The sequence below is a fragment of the Mammaliicoccus lentus genome, assembly GCF_947036595.1.
In the GTDB taxonomy this organism is placed as follows: Bacteria; Bacillota; Bacilli; order Staphylococcales; family Staphylococcaceae; genus Mammaliicoccus; species Mammaliicoccus lentus.
In genome coordinates this window covers 2,777,044-2,798,817 of sequence record NZ_OX344834.1, presented here as the reverse complement: position 1 = coordinate 2,798,817, position 21,774 = coordinate 2,777,044, and the positions used below count along the sequence as shown (strand labels likewise).

17 protein-coding genes and 1 riboswitch are annotated in these 21,774 nt (G+C 31.2%); of the genes, 9 read left to right on the top strand and 8 right to left on the bottom strand.

Annotated elements, in window-relative coordinates; all coding sequences use genetic code 11:
- The first annotated feature begins 41 nt into the window (after nt 1-41).
- On the top strand, nt 42-1,130 hold the full coding sequence (locus tag ACNMOQ_RS13910; RefSeq protein WP_416350015.1) for an NAD(P)H-dependent flavin oxidoreductase: 1,089 nt from the start codon (nt 42-44) through the stop codon (nt 1,128-1,130).
- A 173-nt stretch (nt 1,131-1,303) separates the two neighbouring features.
- On the opposite strand, the gene ACNMOQ_RS13905 is transcribed toward ACNMOQ_RS13910, so the two are convergent.
- A complete protein-coding gene (locus ACNMOQ_RS13905) occupies nt 1,304-1,960 on the bottom strand; it encodes a GNAT family N-acetyltransferase (protein ID WP_416350014.1) in 657 nt (218 codons plus the stop codon).
- A gap of 148 nt (nt 1,961-2,108) precedes the next feature.
- Nucleotides 2,109-3,449: a YsnF/AvaK domain-containing protein gene (locus ACNMOQ_RS13900; protein WP_416350013.1), complete on the bottom strand. Its 1,341-nt coding sequence runs from the start codon at nt 3,447-3,449 to the stop codon at nt 2,109-2,111.
- A 255-nt stretch (nt 3,450-3,704) separates the two neighbouring features.
- A riboswitch (purine riboswitch) is annotated at nt 3,705-3,807 on the top strand.
- 107 nt (nt 3,808-3,914) lie between these two features.
- Here ACNMOQ_RS13900 and xpt point away from each other — a divergent pair.
- From xpt to guaA, 4 genes are read left to right on the top strand one after another with little or no spacing between them, the layout of a single operon-like run.
- Complete coding sequence (xpt, locus tag ACNMOQ_RS13895; protein ID WP_070044839.1) at nt 3,915-4,490, top strand: xanthine phosphoribosyltransferase; 576 nt, start codon at nt 3,915-3,917, stop codon at nt 4,488-4,490.
- Nucleotide 4,491: 1 nt separating this feature from the next.
- Nucleotides 4,492-5,760, top strand: coding sequence for a nucleobase:cation symporter-2 family protein (locus ACNMOQ_RS13890; RefSeq protein WP_416350012.1), 1,269 nt, complete (start codon nt 4,492-4,494; stop codon nt 5,758-5,760).
- A 34-nt stretch (nt 5,761-5,794) separates the two neighbouring features.
- The gene (gene guaB, locus ACNMOQ_RS13885) at nt 5,795-7,264 is read left to right on the top strand and encodes an IMP dehydrogenase (RefSeq protein WP_016999221.1); all 1,470 of its coding nucleotides are present in this window, start codon (nt 5,795-5,797) and stop codon (nt 7,262-7,264) included.
- A 19-nt stretch (nt 7,265-7,283) separates the two neighbouring features.
- A complete protein-coding gene (gene guaA / locus ACNMOQ_RS13880) occupies nt 7,284-8,828 on the top strand; it encodes a glutamine-hydrolyzing GMP synthase (RefSeq protein WP_016999222.1) in 1,545 nt (514 codons plus the stop codon).
- A 1,103-nt stretch (nt 8,829-9,931) separates the two neighbouring features.
- On the opposite strand, the gene ACNMOQ_RS13875 is transcribed toward guaA, so the two are convergent.
- The 3 genes from ACNMOQ_RS13875 to ACNMOQ_RS13865 form a co-directional block, all read right to left on the bottom strand.
- Nucleotides 9,932-10,555: an ABC transporter ATP-binding protein gene (locus tag ACNMOQ_RS13875; protein WP_135021325.1), complete on the bottom strand. Its 624-nt coding sequence runs from the start codon at nt 10,553-10,555 to the stop codon at nt 9,932-9,934.
- The gene (locus ACNMOQ_RS13870; protein WP_416350011.1) at nt 10,548-12,584 is read right to left on the bottom strand and encodes a DUF1430 domain-containing protein; all 2,037 of its coding nucleotides are present in this window, start codon (nt 12,582-12,584) and stop codon (nt 10,548-10,550) included. Before ACNMOQ_RS13870 ends, ACNMOQ_RS13875 begins: the two co-directional genes overlap by 8 nt.
- Before the next feature lie 511 nt (nt 12,585-13,095).
- On the bottom strand, nt 13,096-14,202 hold the full coding sequence (locus tag ACNMOQ_RS13865) for a Gfo/Idh/MocA family protein (RefSeq protein WP_257504252.1): 1,107 nt from the start codon (nt 14,200-14,202) through the stop codon (nt 13,096-13,098).
- Nucleotides 14,203-14,481: 279 nt separating this feature from the next.
- Between ACNMOQ_RS13865 and ACNMOQ_RS13860 the strand changes: the two genes are divergently transcribed.
- The gene (locus tag ACNMOQ_RS13860; protein ID WP_416350010.1) at nt 14,482-15,072 is read left to right on the top strand and encodes a type 1 glutamine amidotransferase family protein; all 591 of its coding nucleotides are present in this window, start codon (nt 14,482-14,484) and stop codon (nt 15,070-15,072) included.
- A gap of 69 nt (nt 15,073-15,141) precedes the next feature.
- Here ACNMOQ_RS13860 and ACNMOQ_RS13855 read toward each other — a convergent pair whose 3' ends face one another.
- The gene (locus ACNMOQ_RS13855; RefSeq protein ID WP_416350009.1) at nt 15,142-16,368 is read right to left on the bottom strand and encodes a hypothetical protein; all 1,227 of its coding nucleotides are present in this window, start codon (nt 16,366-16,368) and stop codon (nt 15,142-15,144) included.
- A gap of 339 nt (nt 16,369-16,707) precedes the next feature.
- Between ACNMOQ_RS13855 and ACNMOQ_RS13850 the strand changes: the two genes are divergently transcribed.
- On the top strand, nt 16,708-17,346 hold the full coding sequence (locus ACNMOQ_RS13850; protein ID WP_064211285.1) for a hypothetical protein: 639 nt from the start codon (nt 16,708-16,710) through the stop codon (nt 17,344-17,346).
- A gap of 68 nt (nt 17,347-17,414) precedes the next feature.
- Here ACNMOQ_RS13850 and ACNMOQ_RS13845 read toward each other — a convergent pair whose 3' ends face one another.
- Both ACNMOQ_RS13845 and ACNMOQ_RS13840 read right to left on the bottom strand, forming a co-directional pair.
- Nucleotides 17,415-17,948, bottom strand: a complete 534-nt coding sequence (locus ACNMOQ_RS13845; RefSeq protein WP_218708835.1) for a hypothetical protein — start codon at nt 17,946-17,948, stop codon at nt 17,415-17,417.
- A 132-nt stretch (nt 17,949-18,080) separates the two neighbouring features.
- Complete coding sequence (locus ACNMOQ_RS13840; protein WP_064211287.1) at nt 18,081-19,694, bottom strand: BCCT family transporter; 1,614 nt, start codon at nt 19,692-19,694, stop codon at nt 18,081-18,083.
- 242 nt (nt 19,695-19,936) lie between these two features.
- Between ACNMOQ_RS13840 and ACNMOQ_RS13835 the strand changes: the two genes are divergently transcribed.
- Nucleotides 19,937-20,512 carry an ArsR/SmtB family transcription factor gene (locus ACNMOQ_RS13835; RefSeq protein WP_016999229.1) on the top strand — a complete coding sequence of 192 codons (576 nt, stop codon included), beginning with the start codon at nt 19,937-19,939 and terminating at the stop codon, nt 20,510-20,512.
- A complete protein-coding gene (locus tag ACNMOQ_RS13830) occupies nt 20,512-21,759 on the top strand; it encodes an MFS transporter (RefSeq protein WP_257504246.1) in 1,248 nt (415 codons plus the stop codon). Before ACNMOQ_RS13835 ends, ACNMOQ_RS13830 begins: the two co-directional genes overlap by 1 nt.
- The last annotated feature ends 15 nt before the right edge of the window (nt 21,760-21,774 follow it).

Below are 21,774 nucleotides of genomic sequence, written 5' to 3'. Positions count from 1 at the left end.
GATACTCCTTTTAGTAAGATGACATTATAATGAACTAAATAATGACAAAAATAAAGCAATCAGCTTATGGTTATTTTGAAAGGGGTAATGATATGAATAGAACTATGCTATTGAATGAATTAGGCGTGTCAGAACCAATATTTCTAGCAGGAATGGCTGGTGGTGTAACGACACCTAAGCTGGTTTCTGAAGTTTGTAACGCAGGTGGATTAGGTCAAATAGGGGCAGGTTATATGAATCCAGAATCATTATCAGACGATATTGATAAGATACGAAAAATGACTGATAAACCGTTTGGCGTGAATTTATTTATCCCAGAATTTCCTGAAATTAATCAAGACAAAGTTGATCGAATGAATGCAATATTGAAACCAATAGAAGAAGAACTTCAATATGAACCAATTAAAGAAGTAAAGATTACAAATCAATTCGACGAAATGATAGATGTCATTATAGATAAAGAAGTAAAAGTTGCGAGTTTTACATTTGGCAAACCAACAGAAGCGCTTGTCAGCAAGTTGCACAGGCATAAAATATTAGTATTAGGAACAGCCACTGAGTTGGAGGAAGCACTAGATTTAGTGAAGGTTGGTGTAGATGGAATTGTTTTACAAGGAAAGGAAGCAGGCGGGCATAGAGGCTCCTTTAAACAGTCATTACCAGATGACCTGCTTACAACAGAGCAATTATTTAATCTTGCAAAGGAATCTATAGCTTTACCTCTAATAGTAGCAGGTGGAATAACAAACCCTGAACGTTCACAATTTTTCCTTCAAAAAGGCGCTACGGCTGTACAGTTAGGTACAGCATTTTTAACAACAGAAGAAAGCGGAGTGCCTAACATCCATAAAGAGAGTATATTGCGAGCTACTACTAAAGATATTGTTTTAACAAATACTTTTAGTGGTCGCTATGCTAATGGAATAAGAAATGCTTATATTGTCTATGCTGAAACATTTGAAAGAGCGATTTGTCCTTATCCAATTCAAAATATATTAACACAGCCTATGAGAGGGAAGTCTAAAAAAGAAGACAATCCTGATTATATGAATTTGTGGTGTGGTACAAATCCCGAGGGAGCTAAGAGAGAAAAAGCTCAAGACCTTATAAAGAGATATACAGAAAAATAAAAATCAGGGAGCGGGAGAGGCATCTCATTTTGTTAAAAAGATTTTGTATCCCCACCCCGGCAAGGATGACTAGATATGAAAAAAGCTTGATATAATCGTGTTTTCATACCAGTCAGCTACTGCCAATATGATAAAACAGGCTGAGACATTTATTTATGTCGCAGCCTGTAATTTTATAACCCCATTGAATCTAATAGTTCATATACAAATTCTCTGTCATTTTCGTTACCGTGTATATATTTATTAATATAACATGAACGTATACTTGGCATAATAACGTCTTTTTGAAGCGGTAAGTATTGTTTAACAAATAAATTGATTGGTGAAGGTGGTAAAGATTTTTGAGGATTTGGTTGAATATATAATATGTTTTGCAAAATTTCATAACCATGTCTATTGAAAAAGTTTTTGCGCATAATAGCTTGTTCTTTTCCTTCTTCAGAATCATATGATTCTTCACCGAATGACTCAAGCATAATCATGTTAGCATCTCTACCATGTACTTCTTGACCACACTTGTGTAATTCTTCTTCGATTTTTTCTAAAGTTTGTGCACCTACACGTCGATTTCGGTGTTCTGGGTGGGTCATTAAATAATTAATGAATGCAGAGTTAGTAGTTGGTTCATAATGACCAGTTGATAGGCTAACAACCATATCATCTTTAAGACCAACTAAAAATATATAATGATTTTTGATATATTCAGATGTTAATGAATGTATGAACACATGACGATCTTCTCTGATTTCTACTTTGAAAATTTCCTCATACATATCTAATGCTTTTTTAAACAATGGATCATCTATTGATGTGACAACTTCAAAATTCATGTTAATAAACCCCTCGACTCAAGATTTAGTCATATTATAACATATCACACTAAAAATGCTTATACAGTGTTTTCTTATATTTTATATACGTAAAATAGAGCCCGGGACAATTATTTATGCCCCGGACCCTTTTAATATTAATGATGTTTTATTGTTTATCATCATCAGTAGGATTATTAATATCTGCTTCTTCTCGTCTTACATTTTCTGAAACGTGTTCTGTGTCTTGTACTTTGTTTTTCTTGATTACAATTTCTTCAGACACTACGTTTTCTTTATCAACATTCACACGTTCTTCATGTAATGGTACGCGAATAGAATCATCCTCGTTTGATTCAAAGTCGCTATCTACTTTTTCATTTACTGGTCGACGCTCGATAGTAACTTCTTCTTTTTCTACAGGTACATCGAACTCTTCAGTTTCCTCAACTACATGTTTATCAACTGAAGCTTCACCAGTTTCAACGTTTTCTTTGTCGACGTTCACTCGCTCTTCATGTAGTCTAACAGCTTCTTCATCATCTGCCGTAGTATTTGTACTATCAGCAGCGTTTCTGTTTTCATTAGAAGTTAAGTCAGACTGTCGTGTTAAATCCTCATTAGCGTCTTGAGCATTTAAATTTTCTCTTTCATCATTTAAAGATGAACGCTCAGTTTCAACACTATCATCGTGAACTCTAGTGAACTCTGATTCATCTTCACGTGTTAAATCTCTTTGATCTTTTACATTATCAGCTTCACCATATGGTGGTTTTGAATCATTATTATTACGATTTTTAAGTTCTTCTAAATCTCTTTCGTTATCACTAGATAATGTTTCATTTTCATTTTGCTCTGATTGGTTTGCTGCATAACCTGCTGCACCTAAACCAGTAGTGCCCGCAAGAGTAGAAGCTGTAGAATGATCATCAACATCATCATGTGCTTCATTTTCTTCATCTATGCTGTTACCATAGCGATTGGTATCTTTATCATCTTGTAAATCGTCTGATTCATTGTTTACATCTTTTGATGAATTTGCAGAAGCAGCTCCAGCTCCGATACCAGCACCTGTTCCAGCTGAAACACCGCTATTACTATCTTCTTTTGAGAAAGGTTTAGTGTCATCGTAATGTTCGTTGCCTAATTGTGAATCTTTCGGATGGCTAGAATCAAAGTTCTCAGTTTCTTCAGTATTATCATTGTCGATATACAATAATATTTTTCCATCATTCAGAGCATTTTTATACTCATCTACATTTTCGTCAGGAACATTGATACCTGTAAGTACTCTTTCTTCTGCGCTTTCACCTGAGAATAATGCAGTGAGTTTATCACTAAATGATCCTCGAGAATTCTTTACTTTTACATCTGTATATTCTAGTGAGTTATCTTCTAATCGATTTTCAGTTATAACTTGTAAGTCACGTTCTCCTAATCCATCTGCTTTCAATTGGTCTATTCGTTGTAGTAATTCACTTTCTGTATTAAACTTTTCGATTTTACCCATACTTAAAACCTCCATAAATTTGTAATGTGCAAAAACCATCAATCAGTGAATACTCTTATGATGTTTATAGATTAATTTAATATTGTTTTCATAAATACAATATAATTCACAAATACCCTTCTATGAGATAATCAAACAAAACAGGGTAAAAATTCTCATTATTTTAATTATTCTGTCTATTTAAAATGTGTTTAAATCCCGTGATAATAAGGTTTTTCCTATTGTAAAAATACTGATATTTTGTTATTATCAATGAATAATTTATTACTAAAAACTCATATAATCTGAAGAATATGGCTTTAGAAGTTTCTACCGCATTGCCTTAAACGATGCGACTATGAGTAAACGAATAACTCTGGAACCAGACTATCAATTTTGTGTGGTTTTATATTATTTTTTACTCATCTTACCTATATTTTAGGATTAAGGTGTGTTTTTTTTAATCTAAATGAGGAGGCGAGTAGTGTGAGGACACTACAGAATAGGGTTAAAGAAGATGGTGTAGTTATTGATGAAAAGATACTTAAAGTTGATTCATTTTTAAATCACCAAATTGATGCAAAACTTATGTACGAAGTAGGACAAGCAATTGTCGATCATTTTAAAGAGAAAAAAATAACAAAAGTGTTAACGATTGAAGCTTCAGGTATTGCGCCAGCTATTATGGCTTCTCTACATTTAGATGTGCCTTGTTTATTTGCCAAAAAAGCAAAACCTTCTACAATGACAAATGAATTTTATCACACAGATATTCATTCGTTCACAAAGAATACAACAAGTACAGTTGTTATTTCGAAACAATTTTTAGATGAAGATGATCATGTATTGATTATTGATGACTTTCTAGCGAATGGTGAAGCATCATTAGGCTTACACCGATTAGTTCAATCTGCAAATGCAACTACTACTGGAGTTGGAATTGTAATAGAAAAGAGTTTTCAACCGGGAAGAGAAAAATTACAATCAGAAGGATTAGACGTCTTATCATTGTGCCAAGTTGCATCTTTAGCAGGTAACAAAGTCAAATTGGTGGACGAATAAGATGAGAAATTTCATACTAAGTGTCCAACATTTATTAGCAATGTACGCTGGCGCAATTATGGTGCCTATTATTGTAGGTTCAGCATTAGATTTTACGCCCGAAGAAGTAGCATATTTAGTAGCAATAGACATATTTATGTGTGGTGTAGCAACATTTCTACAAGTATATAAAGGAATTGGTATTGGACTGCCGGTCGTCTTAGGTTGTACATTTACCGCTGTTGCACCCATGATACTTGTCGGAAACACACACGGAATTAGTGTGTTATATGGTTCAATATTCTTATCAGGTATTATTGTTATTATAATGTCTCCATTCTTTTCATATTTAGTAAAATTATTCCCACCAGTTGTTACGGGTAGTGTTGTAACGATTATAGGAATAACACTTATGCCTGTTGCAATGAATTACTTAGCTGGCGGGGAAGGCGAAAAAAACTATGGAGATAGTAAAAATATATTTTTAGGTGTATTCACACTCGTTATCATTTTACTGATTCAACGATTATCTAAAGGATTTATTAAATCAATTGCTATTTTATTAGGTTTATTAATCGGAACAGCAGTTGCATCATTTTACGGATTGGTAGATACTTCAGAGTTACATAAGTCAAATTGGTTAGAACTACCACGTCCATTTAGATTTAGTGGTTTCGAATTTGAGTTTGGAACAACAATAGTCTTTGTCATTATCGCAATCGTCAGTTTGATTGAATCCACAGGTGTGTATCATGCACTTAGTGAAATTACAAAACAACCTATTTCTAGAAAAGATTTATCTAAAGGTTATCGTGCAGAAGGTATAGCTATTGTGATAGGTGCTATATTTAACGCGTTTCCATATACAGCCTACTCTCAAAACGTTGGCTTAGTTTCTCTATCTGGAGCTAAGAAGAATCAAATCATGTTTATGATGGTTGCACTACTCATTATATGTGGTTCTATTCCAAAGTTAGGGGCGTTAGCAAGTATGATTCCTTTCCCAGTGTTAGGTGGTGCAATGATCGCAATGTTTGGAATGGTTATGGCATACGGCGTGAAAATGCTAGGTGGCATAGATTTCAACAAACAGAACAATTTACTTGTGATTGCAGTATCAGTTGGGATAGGCGCAGGTATTACCGCAGTACCACAGGCATTAGAAACATTCGGTGAACAATATGCATGGTTAACTCAAAATGGTATTGTTTTAGGGACATTTGCAGCTATTATATTAAATTTATGTTTTAATGGGTTAAACAATCAACAAACCAGTGAAAATATGAAATAATGAAAATGAAAATAAATTAATGGAGGTTATATTCATGTGGGAAAATAAATTTCAAAAAGAAGGATTAACGTTTGATGATGTATTACTTGTACCAGCTAAGTCAGAAATATTACCTAGTGATGTTGATTTAAGTGTGAAATTATCTAAGAACATTAAATTGAACATTCCAATTATTTCAGCAGGTATGGATACAGTAACTGAAGCTAAAATGGCTATAGCTATGGCTAGACAAGGTGGTTTAGGTGTTGTTCATAAAAATATGTCTATTGAACAACAAGCTGATGAAGTTCAAAAAGTTAAGCGCTCAGAAAATGGTGTTATTACAAATCCATTTTACTTAACACCTGAAGAGCAAGTATATGCAGCTGAAGCATTAATGAGTAAATATCGTATTTCTGGTGTACCTATTGTAAATAACGAACAAGATATGAAACTTGTTGGTATCCTTACGAATCGTGATTTAAGATTTATAGAGAATTTCTCAATTAAAATTTCAGACGTTATGACAAAAGAAGATTTAATTACAGCTCCAGTAGATACAAACTTAGAACAAGCAGGAGAAATCTTACAAAAATATAAAATAGAAAAACTTCCATTAATTTCTGAAGACGGTAGTCTAAAAGGCTTAATTACAATTAAAGATATCGAGAAAGTGATTGAGTTCCCATATGCTGCAAAAGATAGTGCAGGTCGTTTATTAGTAGCGGCAGCGTTAGGTATTGCTAAAGATACACCTATACGTGCACAAAAACTAGTCGAAGCGGGAGCAGATGCTTTAGTTATAGATACAGCTCACGGACACTCTAAAGGTGTATTAGAAGTTGTTAAAAACATAAGTGAAACATATCCTGATGTAACGATTATTGCAGGTAATGTAGCAACTCAAGAAGGTACTAAGGCATTGTATGAAGCGGGAGCAGACGTTGTTAAAGTTGGAATTGGACCAGGTTCAATTTGTACGACACGTGTTGTAGCTGGTGTAGGTGTTCCTCAAATTACAGCTATTTATGAATGTGCTACTGAAGCACGTAAACATGGTAAAGCTATCATTGCAGATGGCGGTATTAAGTTCTCAGGAGACATTGCTAAAGCATTAGCAGCAGGCGGTAACGCAGTAATGCTAGGTAGTCTTCTTGCAGGTACTGAAGAAAGCCCAGGACAAACTGAAATCTTCCAAGGTCGTCAATATAAAGTATATCGTGGTATGGGATCACTTGGTGCTATGGAACAAGGTTCTAAAGACCGTTACTTCCAAGAAGATACTACAGCTAAAAAATTCGTTCCAGAAGGTATTGAAGGTAGAATTGATTTCAAAGGACCTTTACAAGATACAATTTATCAACTAACTGGTGGTATTAAGAGCGGAATGGGTTATACTGGTTCTGCTAACTTAGAAGAACTAAGAGAAGAAGCTCAGTTTATTAGAATGACTGGCGCAGGACTTAAAGAATCACATCCACATGATGTTCATATAACTAAAGAAGCACCAAACTATTCATTTTAATTAAAGGAGCAGGACTATTATGGAAATGGCTTTTGAGCAAGAATTAATTCTTGTATTAGATTTTGGTAGTCAATATAATCAATTGATTACACGCCGTATAAGAGAAATGGGCGTATATAGTGAATTACACGACCATGAAATCTCAATGGAAGAAATTAAAAAAATGAATCCTAAAGGAATTATCCTTTCTGGAGGCCCGAATTCAGTATATGAAGAAGGATCTTTCACAGTAAATCCTGAAATTTTTGAATTAGGTATTCCAGTTCTAGGTATTTGTTATGGTATGCAATTAATGACAAAATTACTGGGCGGTTCAGTTGAAAGAGCAAGTGAACGTGAATATGGTAAAGCGACATTAAACGTAAAATCAGATGACGATTTATTCTTTAGCTTGCCTAATAGCCAAACTGTATGGATGAGTCACAGTGATAAAGTTATTGATATACCTGAAAACTTCGAAATCATTGCAGATAGCCCAAGTTGTCAAAATGCAGCTATAGAAGATAAATCAAGAAAGCTATATGGTGTTCAATTCCATCCAGAAGTAAGACATACAGAATACGGAAATGATTTATTAAGAAACTTCATTCGTCGTGTTTGTGAATGTACAGGGAACTGGACAATGGAAAACTTCGTAGATATTGAAATCGAAAAAATTAGAGAACAAGTTGGAGACCGTAAAGTACTATGTGCAATGAGTGGCGGAGTAGACTCTTCAGTAGTAGCTGTCTTGCTACATAAAGCAATCGGTGATCAACTTACATGTATTTTCGTAGACCATGGACTTCTTAGAAAAGGAGAAGGCGACATGGTTATGGAGAACTTTGGTGAAGGCTTCAATATGAACATCATCAGAGTAGATGCTAGAGATCGTTTCATGAAAAAATTAGATGGCGTTTCAGATCCAGAACAAAAACGTAAAATTATTGGTAACGAATTTGTGTACGTATTCGATGATGAAGCTTCTAAATTAGAAGGTGTAGACTACTTAGCACAAGGTACACTTTACACAGACATTATTGAATCAGGTACGAAAACTGCACAAACAATTAAATCACACCATAACGTTGGTGGATTACCAGAAGACATGCAGTTCCAATTAATCGAACCAATCAATACACTATTCAAAGATGAAGTGCGCGCATTAGGAATTGAATTAGGCATCCCAGAACACCTTGTATGGCGTCAACCATTCCCAGGCCCAGGGTTAGGTATCCGTGTATTAGGAGAAATCACAGAAGACAAATTAGAAATCGTTAGAGAATCAGATGCGATCCTAAGAGAAGTCGTACGTGAAGAAGGTCTAGAAAGAGAAATTTGGCAATACTTCACAGTATTACCAGACATTCGTTCAGTAGGCGTTATGGGAGATTACCGCACATATGACTACACAGTAGGCATTCGTGCTGTAACTTCAATAGATGGAATGACGAGTGACTTCGCAAGAATAGACTGGGAAGTATTACAAAAAATATCAAGCCGTATCGTTAATGAAGTAGACCACGTAAACAGAGTAGTCTATGACATAACATCTAAGCCCCCAAGTACGATCGAGTGGGAATAATCCATAAACAAATATACTAAGATTAGCTATGAAGAAATCTATGATAACAGATTTCTTCATAGCTATTTTATATGTCTTCTTTTTCTTCATCTTTAAGTAGAACAAATACTGCTATTCCTAGAGGAATGCTAATAATAGGATGAAAGGAAAACACTGCTAATATAATACATGCTGCTAAAAATTGTAGATCCTTGTGATTTTAGTTTTGAAATTTAAACATGATGATATTCTCCTGTCTAATTAAGTAATAGACTATTACATATAAATAGAAATTTTAATTCAGCATTACTACTTTATAGAATAACTTTTCTTTATTTTTACTCCTCTCTAAAGTGAAGAAAATAAGGCTATTTATTTAGGAAGTATAATTACAATTATGATTTTAATTATTCAATGAAAGCAAAAAAGTACATATAGTAAGATAAGAAAAAATAATGAAGCACTATGTATACTGATGCTTTAAATGTATGAACGAGACTTTGCTTTCAAATTCTGAAACGAAAAAAGAAGACTTGTATATTGTACAAGTCTTCTTTTAGTGCAAGAAAGTAAGCTATACTGGTGTCTCTAACAACAATCGCATCACTGTAAATAGCTTGGAATTATTAAAAGTATAAACAGTATGAACATAGATATAGCACTAACGTAAACTGAAACTTTGCTGCTAATATGCGTTTTACATATTGTTATATAAATTAATAATTGAGTTAGAAAATTAAATACAAACAAAAATAATAAGCTAAATATTATTTCTAGTAACTTAATATCTGTAAAATCAAATGACAGAATTAAAAACATACTTAAAAATAAAAATATTGTATAAAGAAAGTACTGCAAAAGAATATTTATCTTGTTGAAAAAGCTAATAATAACATCAAAAGTAAAAGCATATTTCAACAAAAATATATTTATAAATATAGAATAAATGAATTGTAAAAATAGGAATGATGTTAAATTGTTAAAAAGAGATGTTTTTTGATCCAAAACTATAGTTATTAAGGATATTAAAAAAATAAAAAATATGGCTAATAAATTTGTTTTTCTATTCATAAAAAGCTCCAATATTGTAGTGTTTTGTACCTGTTACTAAAGATTCAGAAACATTATAATAAATCCATATCTATAGTTTTGTTGCCAATATCAAAAAATGTTTTATCATGTGTGGCCATAATTATTGTAATGCCTTTACTATTTAGTTCTTTGAATATATTCATGATATTCAAAGAGTTTTCTTCGTCTAAGTTACCCGTTGGTTCATCTGCAATAATCACTGTAGGTTCTTTTAAGATTGCTCTAGCTATAGCGATTCTTTGTTGCTCACCACCGCTACAAGTATATACTTTAGTCTTTAAATCTAGATTTGAAAGTCCCACTCTTTGAATGACTTCTGCTATTCTTGTAGTATCCTTTTTTGAAACATTCAGTGGTAATGTTAAATTGTTAAGTATACTATCATTTTCTAAAAGACCATAGTTTTGATATATATAAGCGATATCTTTTCGTCTAAATTTTATTTTATCATTTTCTTTAAGGATTATTGTATCATTAAAAGTTATTTCGCCATCATCTGGGTTTTCGAGTAACCCAATAATATTTAATAAACTAGATTTACCTTTCCCGCTTGCTCCTTTAATGATAATAAAATCACCTTGTTCTATAGTATAACTTAAGCCTCGTATGATATGTTTTTTATCAAATGATTTTTGGATATTTTTGAGTTTAATCATCTTTTTTTCCTTTCAAAATCTGATTTACATTTTCTTTGTTTAATTTGATAAATGAGTAATAAGTTATGATTACTTCAATTAAAAGTATGCCAAGAAAAATGAAATAAGATATGATATTTAGTTGCGATAAAATTAAGATGCCCATTAATAAATTCACTAATAATAAGAATGTTAAAATCCATTTGTGAATTTGAAGATAACTATATCCTAAATTACGTTTAATAAATATTTTGTATTCATAAGATGTGAAATATAACCTAATGAAAGTAAATGTCATTATAATAAATGTTAAACCAGTTAATAAAGCTAGCACTGTATATTTATATGCATTTACTTTTAAACTATTAATTTCATCTACTTTAGTATCGTAAACAGATACAACGCTAGGTATATAACCATCTATATTGAATTTCTCTAAATCTTTTTTTATAGTCACATAAGGGTTGTCTAAATTACTTTTAAATACATACCTTGTAGAAAAATATGTTTCAAAATTAAGAGGATCTGTATTACCGGTTTCTATTATGGTAATTGGTGCAATAAGTGTATTTTTTCCGCCACCAATTTTATAGTCGTATGTAAAGTAACTAACTTGATTATTAACCCATATAATATTTATATTTAATTTTTTATCAATCTTACCTTTATAATTTTCTATATCTTTTTTAAATGTGAAATTGTCTTTATAATTATCTTCAATCGTTTTTTTATATTTTTTATATTTAACTGGTACTATGATATTTTGTGTATTTTCATCATTAACTAGATAATTTAGAACGTTTTGATTGTTGAAAGTTTCAATTCTATGTTCTTTTAAATAATTTTTATCTATGATAATTGTTTTACCGTCTGGTTCTATGTTGGTATTTTCCTTTTCATTCAATTTATATAGTGGTCTTCCATCAGCATCATAAAAATTTTCAGCATCAATAATGAATCCTTTATTATCTGAGCTATTATAATAAGCCTTTAAGTTATTACTTAATTTCTTTGATAATTGTTTATCTTTCACTTGTCCTTGATCTAAAATTTGAGTTTTATAAGCATTTTTTGCAACATCCCAATATTTAATGCTATTTTTCTGGTTCTTATATTCGCCGTAATTCTTAACTAAGCTCTGAGTTGATATTGATAAAAACACAACTGCGATTATTGATAATGACATATATGTATACATCATTAAAAAAGGATTACTTTGTTTAATGTTTTTAGAGTATTGTTTTGTATAGACCAACAGTACGATAAATATCAGACCAACGCATAAAGCAGTTAAGGCGACTGTCGTACATAGTGCAACATTTATTACATTTATGAGATGATTGTCTTTATAAATTAAAATATAAGCAAATACACTCAAAACAATATTTATCATTGCATAACATAACAAATAGTATTTTAAGTCTGAAAGTAGAAAAGTGAGCAAGTTAAACTTACTGTAACCTAAATCATACAATAATTTATTATCATATTTTCTACATTGCAGAAAATGTATAAATACAGCAAAAAATATGATAATTAGTAAACTTGAAAGAATTATGCTAAATTCATCAATTTGAATATGTTGATTTACTGTGTTATCGACTTTTTGTGCTGTCCCAACATTCATATTCATTAAATCAATAATATTTTGTACATTTTTTTCATCCCCTGAAAGGAAATATGTACCTTCCTCAGATAAATTAGTATCAGTCAAATCATAGACTTTGATTTTCAATTTACTATCGAATAAATTAAGATTTTTATCTTGATCTGCTTTTTGTTTTAATTGTATATCTGTAGTATTAATTGCCACTTTATCATCACTCAAGTAAGTAACTTTTGTAATAGGTACATTATATTTTTTTGATAATACCTTAAAATAATGTAAAGAATGTTCACTATATTTTTTCTTCTTGTCAAAAGCAAATTGGACTTTTTCACTTTGCTTTTCTATCGAATTATAAAATGACAACGATTTAGCCGAGTCTACTATAATAAAATTTAGAATAAGTGATATAACTACTGCTAGTATTAATATAATCTTTTTCATGGTTACCCCGCTTCTATAAAAAGAACCCATTAAGACAATAGCTCTCAATGGGTAAAAAATTAACTATTTGTGATCATAGTATTATTAGCTATACTAGAATTATTATTTTGAGTTACAGATTGTACTAAACATTTATAACTATCTATATTTTCTGAATTGAGGTTTACATTTATGTAAATAAATGTAAACCTTGTGTTTATTATATCTAATTAAGCAATTGTTTTATCTTTTATTGCCTAAATGTTACGTTTTTATGCCTAAGTGTTAATTTTTAACATATATTCCAATAAATAATAGTGGAAATAAATTTAATTGAAGCTTACTTTTTTATTTTATATATTATTTTTATATTTTAAATTAAGAATGAGTTGAAAAGGAAATATGTATGATAATGCAATGATGGAAAATTTTTATAAAACTATAAAAAAAGAGCTTATTAATGATGCGAATTTCACATCTATTGAATAAGCTCAATTATAAATCTTTAAATATATAGAAATATCTAATTATCTTAATTCGTAATTTCATCAAGTGAAACTTTGCGGTCTTCTTTTAATGAAAGTGTGCATGCATCTGCAGTTGCTATCGATTCTAGGGCTGCAACACCGTTAAGAAGGTTAACATATTCTTCTGTTACATCTCCTCCTTTAAGAACGTTGTGAAGATAAGACATTTCTTTATCAATACATGTTTGAAGCCATAATGGACATCTGACGCCTGGTTTACCATAAGCAATCGCACCATCCATACCACGACCTGTGTAAATGTCAGTTCTTTCATCGTCTTCTTGTTGCGTTTCATGTACTAAAAAGTGTGATTCTTTTTCACCTTTTATTCTTAGTGTGCCACCAGTATTATAAAGGTCAAGTTTGATAGCTCCTTTTGTTCCTTCGATAAGGACGTAGTGTTCTCCCCAACGAAAGGCATTTCCATATTCTAATAAAGCATATCGATTATCGTCATACTCTAAATTAATAATTAACATATCGTCTTCATCACCGAAATTATCGCCTTTATGATAAACATTTCCGCCAACCATTGTAGCTTTCTGTGGTAGACCTCCCATAATAAACTGGATACAGTCTAATTCGTGAATGTGATGATATAAATGACCGCCTGATTGAGAACGTATTTTTTTCCAAGAAACTTTTGATTGTTGTTCTTCCCAACCTGTACGAGTAGCATGACAATATAATACTTTTCCAATTTTGCCTTGTGTAACTAGTTCTTTTGCATAATGAACGCCATTAAAGAAATTCATAATATGTCCTGCCATGAAGATAACATTATTTTTTTCACAGGCATCTACCATAGCTCTACAATCTTCAAAATTTAAAGCTATTGGTTTTTCGCAAAAAACATGTTTACCATTTTCAGCAGCTTTAATAACTGGTTCACGATGAAGATAACTTGGAGATGCGACAATAACACAATCGATGTCATTGCGAGCTACTAAATCATCGAGACTTGAACACGTTTCAGCTTCTAATTCTTCAGCGATTTCCTCTGCATGATTTGGATCAAATACTGCAATTACTTTAGCATCTTCAATTTTATTAATGGAGCGTGCTAAATCAGCTCCAAAATAACCTGTTCCTACAATCCCATAATTAATCATAAAGAAACTCCTCTCTGTTTAATCATCAATGCTATATGATAGGTATAGAACTACATTTTCATGTGCAGTTAATTTCGAGACCATGGAATCATTTCTCCTACTATGTAAAGCATACAATTACAAATACATTATTTCCATCAACGAAAAATAAAAACATCAACTAATTTAGATAAATCACTATTTCCTAGGAAATTATAAATTTAATTATTCATCTAATAATTTATTTTATCCCTTAAATTTTGTATGATTAAAACAATAAAATAAAAGGAGTCTTCAATTATGAAAAAAGCATTGTTTCTTTTGTTAGATGGTTTTGCTGATTGGGAAGGTAGTTATTTGTCTTCGACTTTAAATCAAAGTGAATCTTGGTCTGTTAATACGATTTCAATTGAAGAGAAGGTAGTTTCTTTAGGAGGTTTTACTGTTTTAATTGATTATATAATTGGTGACGAACCTAAAAATTATGATCTTTTAATAATGATTGGTGCTAATTCTTGGGACAATGACAATCATAAACTATTAAAGTTTGTGCAAGAAACCTTTAATAAAGGTATTCCTGTGGGAGCTATATGTGGTGCTGTTGATTACTTAGCGAAACATGGTTTCTTAAATGACTCAAGACATACTGGAAATACCGTTTATTTATGGGAAGATTATAATGAATATAATTCTAAGGATAATTTTATAGAAGAACAAGCAGTGAAAGATGGAAAATTAGTTACTGCAAATGGTACAGCTCCTATTGAATTTACAGAATTAGTATTAGAATTAATAGAATTTGCTAGTCCGAATAATATCGAAAAAAAGATTTATATGTATAGAAATGGCTTTTATAAATACAATGATAAATATGGAAATCCTTTTCTTTAAATTATCTTTATAGCTAAATAAAAAACCCTAAAAATTCAGCTTTACTTCTGAATTTTTAGGGTCTATTATCTATTTCTTAGTTTCAACTTTCACGAAATTTTCGCTCTTTAATTCGTTTATAAGGTCTTCTTGTTTTTCATTTGTGAAGTTATTCATAACTTCTGTTGTGGATTCATCTTTGATGAGGCGTTTGTCTTCTAGTGTGTAATTTTTATAGCCGTAACCTTTATATCTTGTCGTATCATCTGAATATTTGTCATGGTCTGTTATTTTGGCTGTAGTAAGTATTGTATATTTGTCCGGTTCTAACGTAGATGTTGGTGTTACTTTTTCTGATTCGTTATCATCTTCTTCATAACTGAAGCTATACTCATCTTCTTCAGATCCAATTTTGTAATAGCTGCTTAAAATTTCTGTTGATTTTTTATTGTACTTCGTACTTTTGTTGTCTTCTTTAATTTGTGTTTTTGTTTTGTCGATAATGTCATTAATGTTATCTATATCATTAACATCTGGTAAATCTTTAACTTCAACTTGATATGTTTTTGATCCTTTAAATGTTTTTGAACCACTGTCTTGTATATTACTTATTAATTCTTTTGGTAGTTCTAAATTTATTTTATCACCATTTTTCAAGTTGCCGTTGTTAGGGACGGTAAAATTATATGAGCTAATATCATAACCATCACTTTCATCATCTTTAGTAATTAAGTTTAATTTTCCAGAGTTGTTTAAACCAGTAAATTTCGTTTCAATATTAGAGAATATGTCTTTAGTTGTTACAGTTTTAGGTTTTTTAAGTCCTTCTGCTTTGAATGATTTTTTGAATTCTTTCACTTTAAGTTTGTAATCATCTGAAATACCTTTTTTTACAGATAATTTTACTGTCGTTTTATCACCATTAGATAAATTACTATCATTATATGTATCGAGCTCAACGCTATCGTATATTTTCTCTGCTTTTTCAAGTTTCTTTTGTTCTTCGTTATTGAAGTTCATAGGGTCTATATCATCTTCATCGCCATTCTTTATCATATCAATGACTTCTTTATTTTTAAATTTGCTTTGTTTTAGCGCTTGAACTAAAAGTTTACGTTCAATCTTTTCTTCTGAGCCTTCAGTTAGTGCAGCATTCCCACTTTTATCATATCCAGAAAATTCTACATCTACGTCTCCTTTTACATCTATCGCTTTGTTTTTAACGACTAATGTAATAATAGTTGCCACAATAATAATAGCTATAATTGCAATAATAAGCCATTTGAATTTAAGTAAATAATGTTTAAATTGTTCCATATCAATTTCTCTCCATCCAATTATATATTTATATATATAATTATATACATAATATATATCGTTTTAAAGGGCTCAAAGTAAATCAGATTTAGAAAAACTTATTTTATTAATTGTTTTGTTTGTTATGGAATTTTTTAACAAATATATGTAATATAAAGTTAATATCATATTTGGATAGGTGAATTTTGCAGGGAGTGAAACGTTATAAAGAAGTTACTTTTAGCACTAGTTGCATTTATTGTAATAGGGGCTGCTATATATTTTTTTGTTAATTTAAAATTTGATAGAGACAATAAAATACATCACTATACTTCTAAAGATGGAATTGAGGGTGAATATATGATTTATCCTGTTTCAAACCCTAAAGGTGTATTAGTTTGGTTGCATGGTGACGGTGCTTATGAATTAAGTCATCCTGATTCAGAGTTGTATCTAGGTGGAAAATTTGGCGTTAAGAAGGTAGCTAAAGATAAGAATTTAACTTTAATTGTTCCTAAAACACCAGCCGATGACTATACTTGGTGGAAGAAGGGCGAAGAAAACTCAAAATATTTAATAGAACTTATCTCTTCTATACCCAATCATGATCATTTATGGATTGGAAGTTTTTCAGGTGGTTCAGAAATGACAACTTATTGGTTAATTGATCAATTACCAAAGTTAAACGTTAAAGAAGGAGGAGCGGTTCTATTTGGTGGCGGGGGTTCGCCGAAAACAGAAGGTATAGCAAATCATGTAAAAAAAGATGAAATAGTATCAGGAACATTTCCATTAACTTGGATTGTTGGTGAAAATGACTATGGCCTTCAGACTGAAGATGATCCATTCAGTGCTATTGAAACAAGTAAAGAAGGTCAGTTATTCTATAAGAAACAAGGATGGAAGACAGAAAGAAAAGAATTAAAAGGATACGAACATGTACTTTCTAAAGATGGTGAAGGTTTATATGGTTATTATCTAAAAGAATACATAAATTAGAATAATATTATAGAATGGGACTACGAAATTTTTTTAATAAAACGAAATTTCTGTCCCACTCCTTTATGTCACTTTATGTTGAGGATTTTTTCGATATCTTGAGTAGACTTCCATTCTTCTAAAGTAGAAGGATCAATATGTAGAAATGTTCCATCTTCAGTGTTGATGTATTCCCCGTCTTGAGAACCTTTACCACCGAAGTAATAGGGCTGATTATTTTTTTCGAAATAATCTTTAAGGGCTTGTTTTAAAGATTGTCTTAATTTAATTTCTTCTTTAACTTCATTATTGTCGTAATAATAATTATCGATTTTAGTCGAACCTGAAGTAATGCCATGGTGTTGGTTCATATATGCTATTTCTTCCCAACTAAAGTATAAGTATTCGCCCGTACTAAAGGAATATTGAGTAAGTGGAACAATAGAATCCTTCCATTTAATATTAATAAACTCAGGTAAATCTTCAATTTTTAGAATGTAGTTATCATTATGATCTTTCTTAACATTAGGAACACTATTAATCCAACTTACTACATTTTCTTCAGTATTGAATGCACCTATTAATTGAGTTGTTTCATCGTCTTGAAGAGATAATATATACACTATAACCGCCTCCTTTTTTCCTAATTTTACCACAGCATAATAAATTTAAAAGGTAGAGGAACAGAAATCTAATTGTCATAAAAAAAGACCCCGAGACGAATTTTTATGTCTCGGAATCTTAAAACGTTTATATTATACAGGTCCATTATCATAATAAGTTTCTTTTTTAGAACTATCTCTTTTTTCATTCTCAAATGAATCTATATATTCTTGATAACGTCTTTTATTTGGTGTAATAGTCATACCTAAATACTTACGATCACCGTTAGCATCTTTATAGAATGCAATCACCATCAAAATAATTACAAAGCTAAATGGTAGAGCTGAAATAATTGCGGCGGATTGCAGAGCGTCTAGACCTGTATCGCCACCTGCTAATAACAATACATACGCAATAGCTGATAAAGAAACGCCCCATACAATTTTTACAAAACCTGATGGATTTAATCTACCGAAAGATGTTTGCATGCCTAAAACAAATGTTGCTGAATCTGCTGATGTAATAAAGAAGGATGCAATCAGAGCTAATGCTACAATTGATAGAACAAATCCAAACGGCAGTTCATTAAAAATACCAAATAATTGTGTTTCTGCAGGCAATTTAAATATAGCATTGTGTTCTTTTCCAGTTTCTATACCTGTAACACCGAATACAGTGAACCATATAATACTGATTACTACAGGTACTCCTAGAACACCACATACGAATTCACGAATAGAACGACCTTTAGAAATTCGAGCAATAAATAAACCAACGAATGGACTCCAACTCATCCACCAACCCCAGTAATATATCGTCCACGTTTGCAACCATTTTTCTTTTTGCTCATTTAATGGTGCGACGTCTAAACTGTTATAAATAAGCGTGTTTAAATAATCACCAGTACCTGCTGTCATCATATTTAAAATTAATAATGTAGGGCCAACTATAAATAAAATAACGAGTAATATAGTTGCTAATATCATATTTAAATTACTTAAATATTGGATACCTTTACTTAAACCGCTCCAAGCACTATATAAGAACAGAACTGTTACAATGACGATGATAATGCCTTGTACTAGTTTATTATTTGGCACATCAAATAAGTAATTTAAACCTGCATTAATTTGAATAGCACCTACACCTAGAGAGACAGCTACACCTATGATTGTAGCGAAGACAGATATAACATCTACTGTTGTACCTATAGGGCCTTCAACTTTATTACCTAAAATAGGACGTAATGTTCTAGATATAAGCCCGTTTTCACCTTTACGAAATTGAGAATAAGCTAAACATAAAGCAACGATTCCATATATTGCCCAAGGGTGAAATCCATAGTCCATAAAGGAACCTCTAAAAGCTTCTACCATTGCCTCTTTTGTTTCAGGTTTAGCTGTTGGAGGAGCGAGGTAATGAGCTATTGGTTCAGATGCCCCATAGAACACAAGACCAATACCCATACCTGCACTAAATAGCATAGCCAACCATGAAACTGTATGAAATTCAGGTTTGTCATCAGGTTTTCCAAGTTTTAATTTCCCGATAGGGCTAAAGACTAAGAAAATAGTAAAGCCTAAAATAACTGTATAAAGTAACATGTAATACCATCCGAAAGTAGTCGATACCCAAGCTGACATCATACCAGTGATTTCTCCGAATTGTTTTGGGAGAATAGCGCCGATTACTACAAGGAAACCAACAATACTTGCCGCATATACAAATACATTAGAAAATTGTTTTTCTTTATTGATAACATTCACTTCCCCTTTAAAAATAAAATACAGTTTTAAATCATACCATAGTGAGTAAGATATTCAACCGTGCATAGGGAGGTAGTGAACTTCCATGAAAGTGTTTATAAGTATTAAAAATTCTGTTGATTATGATTAGACCATACTTTGTACCAAATTTTGACTTACATGTATCATTAAAATATATACCCCTTGTTTTAATTTATTTAATCGGTTAAAATAAGTTAACCGTAAAATATGGAGGGGAAATCATGGAATATAATAGATATGAAATTAATACTTTTGATGAACTGAAATGTATTTCTGATAAATTGAGAATGGAAATCTCAATGTTGCTTATTGAAAAAGAAATGACAGCAACTGAAATTGGCAAGAAACTAGAGATACCGAAAGCCAAAATTTTTTATCACCTTAAAGAATTAGAAAAGTATGAAATGGTTAAATTGAGTCGAAGCGAGGTTAAAGGGAGTAACGTGTATAAATATTATGTGGCGACGCATAATGGTTTTAAAGTGAATCCTCATTTATTGAATGTTTATCAAGAAGAAATTTCTAATTCTACTAAAGGTATGATGCTAGCGCAAATTAATAGAACAATTGATGTTTTGAATACTTATGGTTTAATTACTACTGATGAACAGTTAATTTCTAAGACGGTTCAAGCTAGGTGGTCTAAAGCGCAGTTTGAATCTTTTAATGAGCGACTAGATCAATTAATTGAAGATATTGATAAACAAGAAAAAGATGGCTCAGAACCTTTATATTATTTAAACATGGTAGGGTTTGAAGTTAGCGATAAAATTTTTAATCGTCAGGATAATGAATAATGCGGTCAGTCTTAAAACATCATTCGTTTATGCGCTTGATATTTGGGAGGTTACTAACAAATACTGCCGACAGTATTTATTTCATTACCACGATGTGGCTTATTTACGATATTACTAAAAGTTCAGCTATGACGGGATTATTGAGTAGTTTAATTGTAATACCAAGCTGTTTACAAATGTTTTATGGTCCTGTTATTGATCACTTTAATGTGAAGAAAATCCTCATTAATTCTCAGCTTGTGCAAGCAGTTTTGATTGGGTTTATTGCAGTTATGTTATTTTTCAACTATGAAAATGCAGTTATTATTATCATACTTGTAGTATCAGCTGCTCTATTAGGCGAAGTGTCTTATCCTATTAGTAATAAATTAGTCCCTTCGTTATTACCAAAAGATAAAATTGTAACCGGTAATGCCATGATGTCTTTTTCTAATCAAAGTATGGATTTAGTATTGAATACTGTTATATCTATTTTAATATCAGTGGTGAGCATTTATTCATTATATGTTATGAATACGATTGTGTTTGTTGTAGCAGCAATTATGTATTCTACAATTAAAATAAAAGCAAACCAAAATATAACGAACCAATTCAGTTTCAAAGAATATAAGCAATCTTTAGTAGAAGGTATGTATATTGTTAGACATTCTTTGCTATGGATTTTTCAGATTGGTGCTTTTTCCGTTAATTTTGGTATTGGAATAGTTTATACAGCATTACCGGTTTTATCCCATTATTTAAATGAACCTGTATACTACGGATTATTCTTGTCTGCTATTTCATTAGGTATGGTTTCATCGACTTTAGTTGTAAGTTTTATTAAGAAATTTCCGTTCGGTAAAATCATGGTTATCACATTTTTAATGTCGGGTATATGTTTATTAGTAGGATTTATTTTGCCCGTTTATCTATATATTGCATTCTTTGCTGTCAGTTGGCTTTCAGTGGGATTAGCTAATATTTTATTTTTATCAGCTGGACAAGCAATTATTCCAGAATTTATGTTAGGACGCATTACATCCATTACTAGTAGTTTAGGTGTGATAGGTTTGCCATTGGGCAGCTTGATAGGAGGCTTCTTATTAGAAGTGATTAATCCTATTTCCATGATTAGTTTAACAGGATGTTTCTTTATTATATTAGGCATCATTTGGTTATTGCATCCGCAACTATTTAAGTTAAAAGCGATTGACCATTTAACTTTGGAAGATTTTAATATTAAAATAAAAAATAATCCTCCAAATTAAAATTGGAAGATTATA

Excerpts from the sequence above, each read along its gene's own strand:
- ACNMOQ_RS13910 (WP_416350015.1), top strand. The coding sequence starts at position 42 with ATGACAAAAATAAAGCAATCAGCTTATGGTTATTTTGAAAGGGGTAAT.
- ACNMOQ_RS13905 (WP_416350014.1), bottom strand. The coding sequence starts at position 1,960 with ATGAATTTTGAAGTTGTCACATCAATAGATGATCCATTGTTTAAAAAA.
- ACNMOQ_RS13900 (WP_416350013.1), bottom strand. The coding sequence starts at position 3,449 with ATGGGTAAAATCGAAAAGTTTAATACAGAAAGTGAATTACTACAACGA.
- ACNMOQ_RS13890 (WP_416350012.1), top strand. The coding sequence starts at position 4,492 with ATGAGAAATTTCATACTAAGTGTCCAACATTTATTAGCAATGTACGCT.
- guaB (WP_016999221.1), top strand. The coding sequence starts at position 5,795 with ATGTGGGAAAATAAATTTCAAAAAGAAGGATTAACGTTTGATGATGTA.
- guaA (WP_016999222.1), top strand. The coding sequence starts at position 7,284 with ATGGAAATGGCTTTTGAGCAAGAATTAATTCTTGTATTAGATTTTGGT.
- ACNMOQ_RS13875 (WP_135021325.1), bottom strand. The coding sequence starts at position 10,555 with ATGATTAAACTCAAAAATATCCAAAAATCATTTGATAAAAAACATATC.
- ACNMOQ_RS13870 (WP_416350011.1), bottom strand. The coding sequence starts at position 12,584 with ATGAAAAAGATTATATTAATACTAGCAGTAGTTATATCACTTATTCTA.
- ACNMOQ_RS13865 (WP_257504252.1), bottom strand. The coding sequence starts at position 14,202 with ATGATTAATTATGGGATTGTAGGAACAGGTTATTTTGGAGCTGATTTA.
- ACNMOQ_RS13860 (WP_416350010.1), top strand. The coding sequence starts at position 14,482 with ATGAAAAAAGCATTGTTTCTTTTGTTAGATGGTTTTGCTGATTGGGAA.
- ACNMOQ_RS13855 (WP_416350009.1), bottom strand. The coding sequence starts at position 16,368 with ATGGAACAATTTAAACATTATTTACTTAAATTCAAATGGCTTATTATT.
- ACNMOQ_RS13850 (WP_064211285.1), top strand. The coding sequence starts at position 16,708 with ATGATTTATCCTGTTTCAAACCCTAAAGGTGTATTAGTTTGGTTGCAT.
- ACNMOQ_RS13835 (WP_016999229.1), top strand. The coding sequence starts at position 19,937 with ATGGAATATAATAGATATGAAATTAATACTTTTGATGAACTGAAATGT.
- ACNMOQ_RS13830 (WP_257504246.1), top strand. The coding sequence starts at position 20,512 with ATGCGGTCAGTCTTAAAACATCATTCGTTTATGCGCTTGATATTTGGG.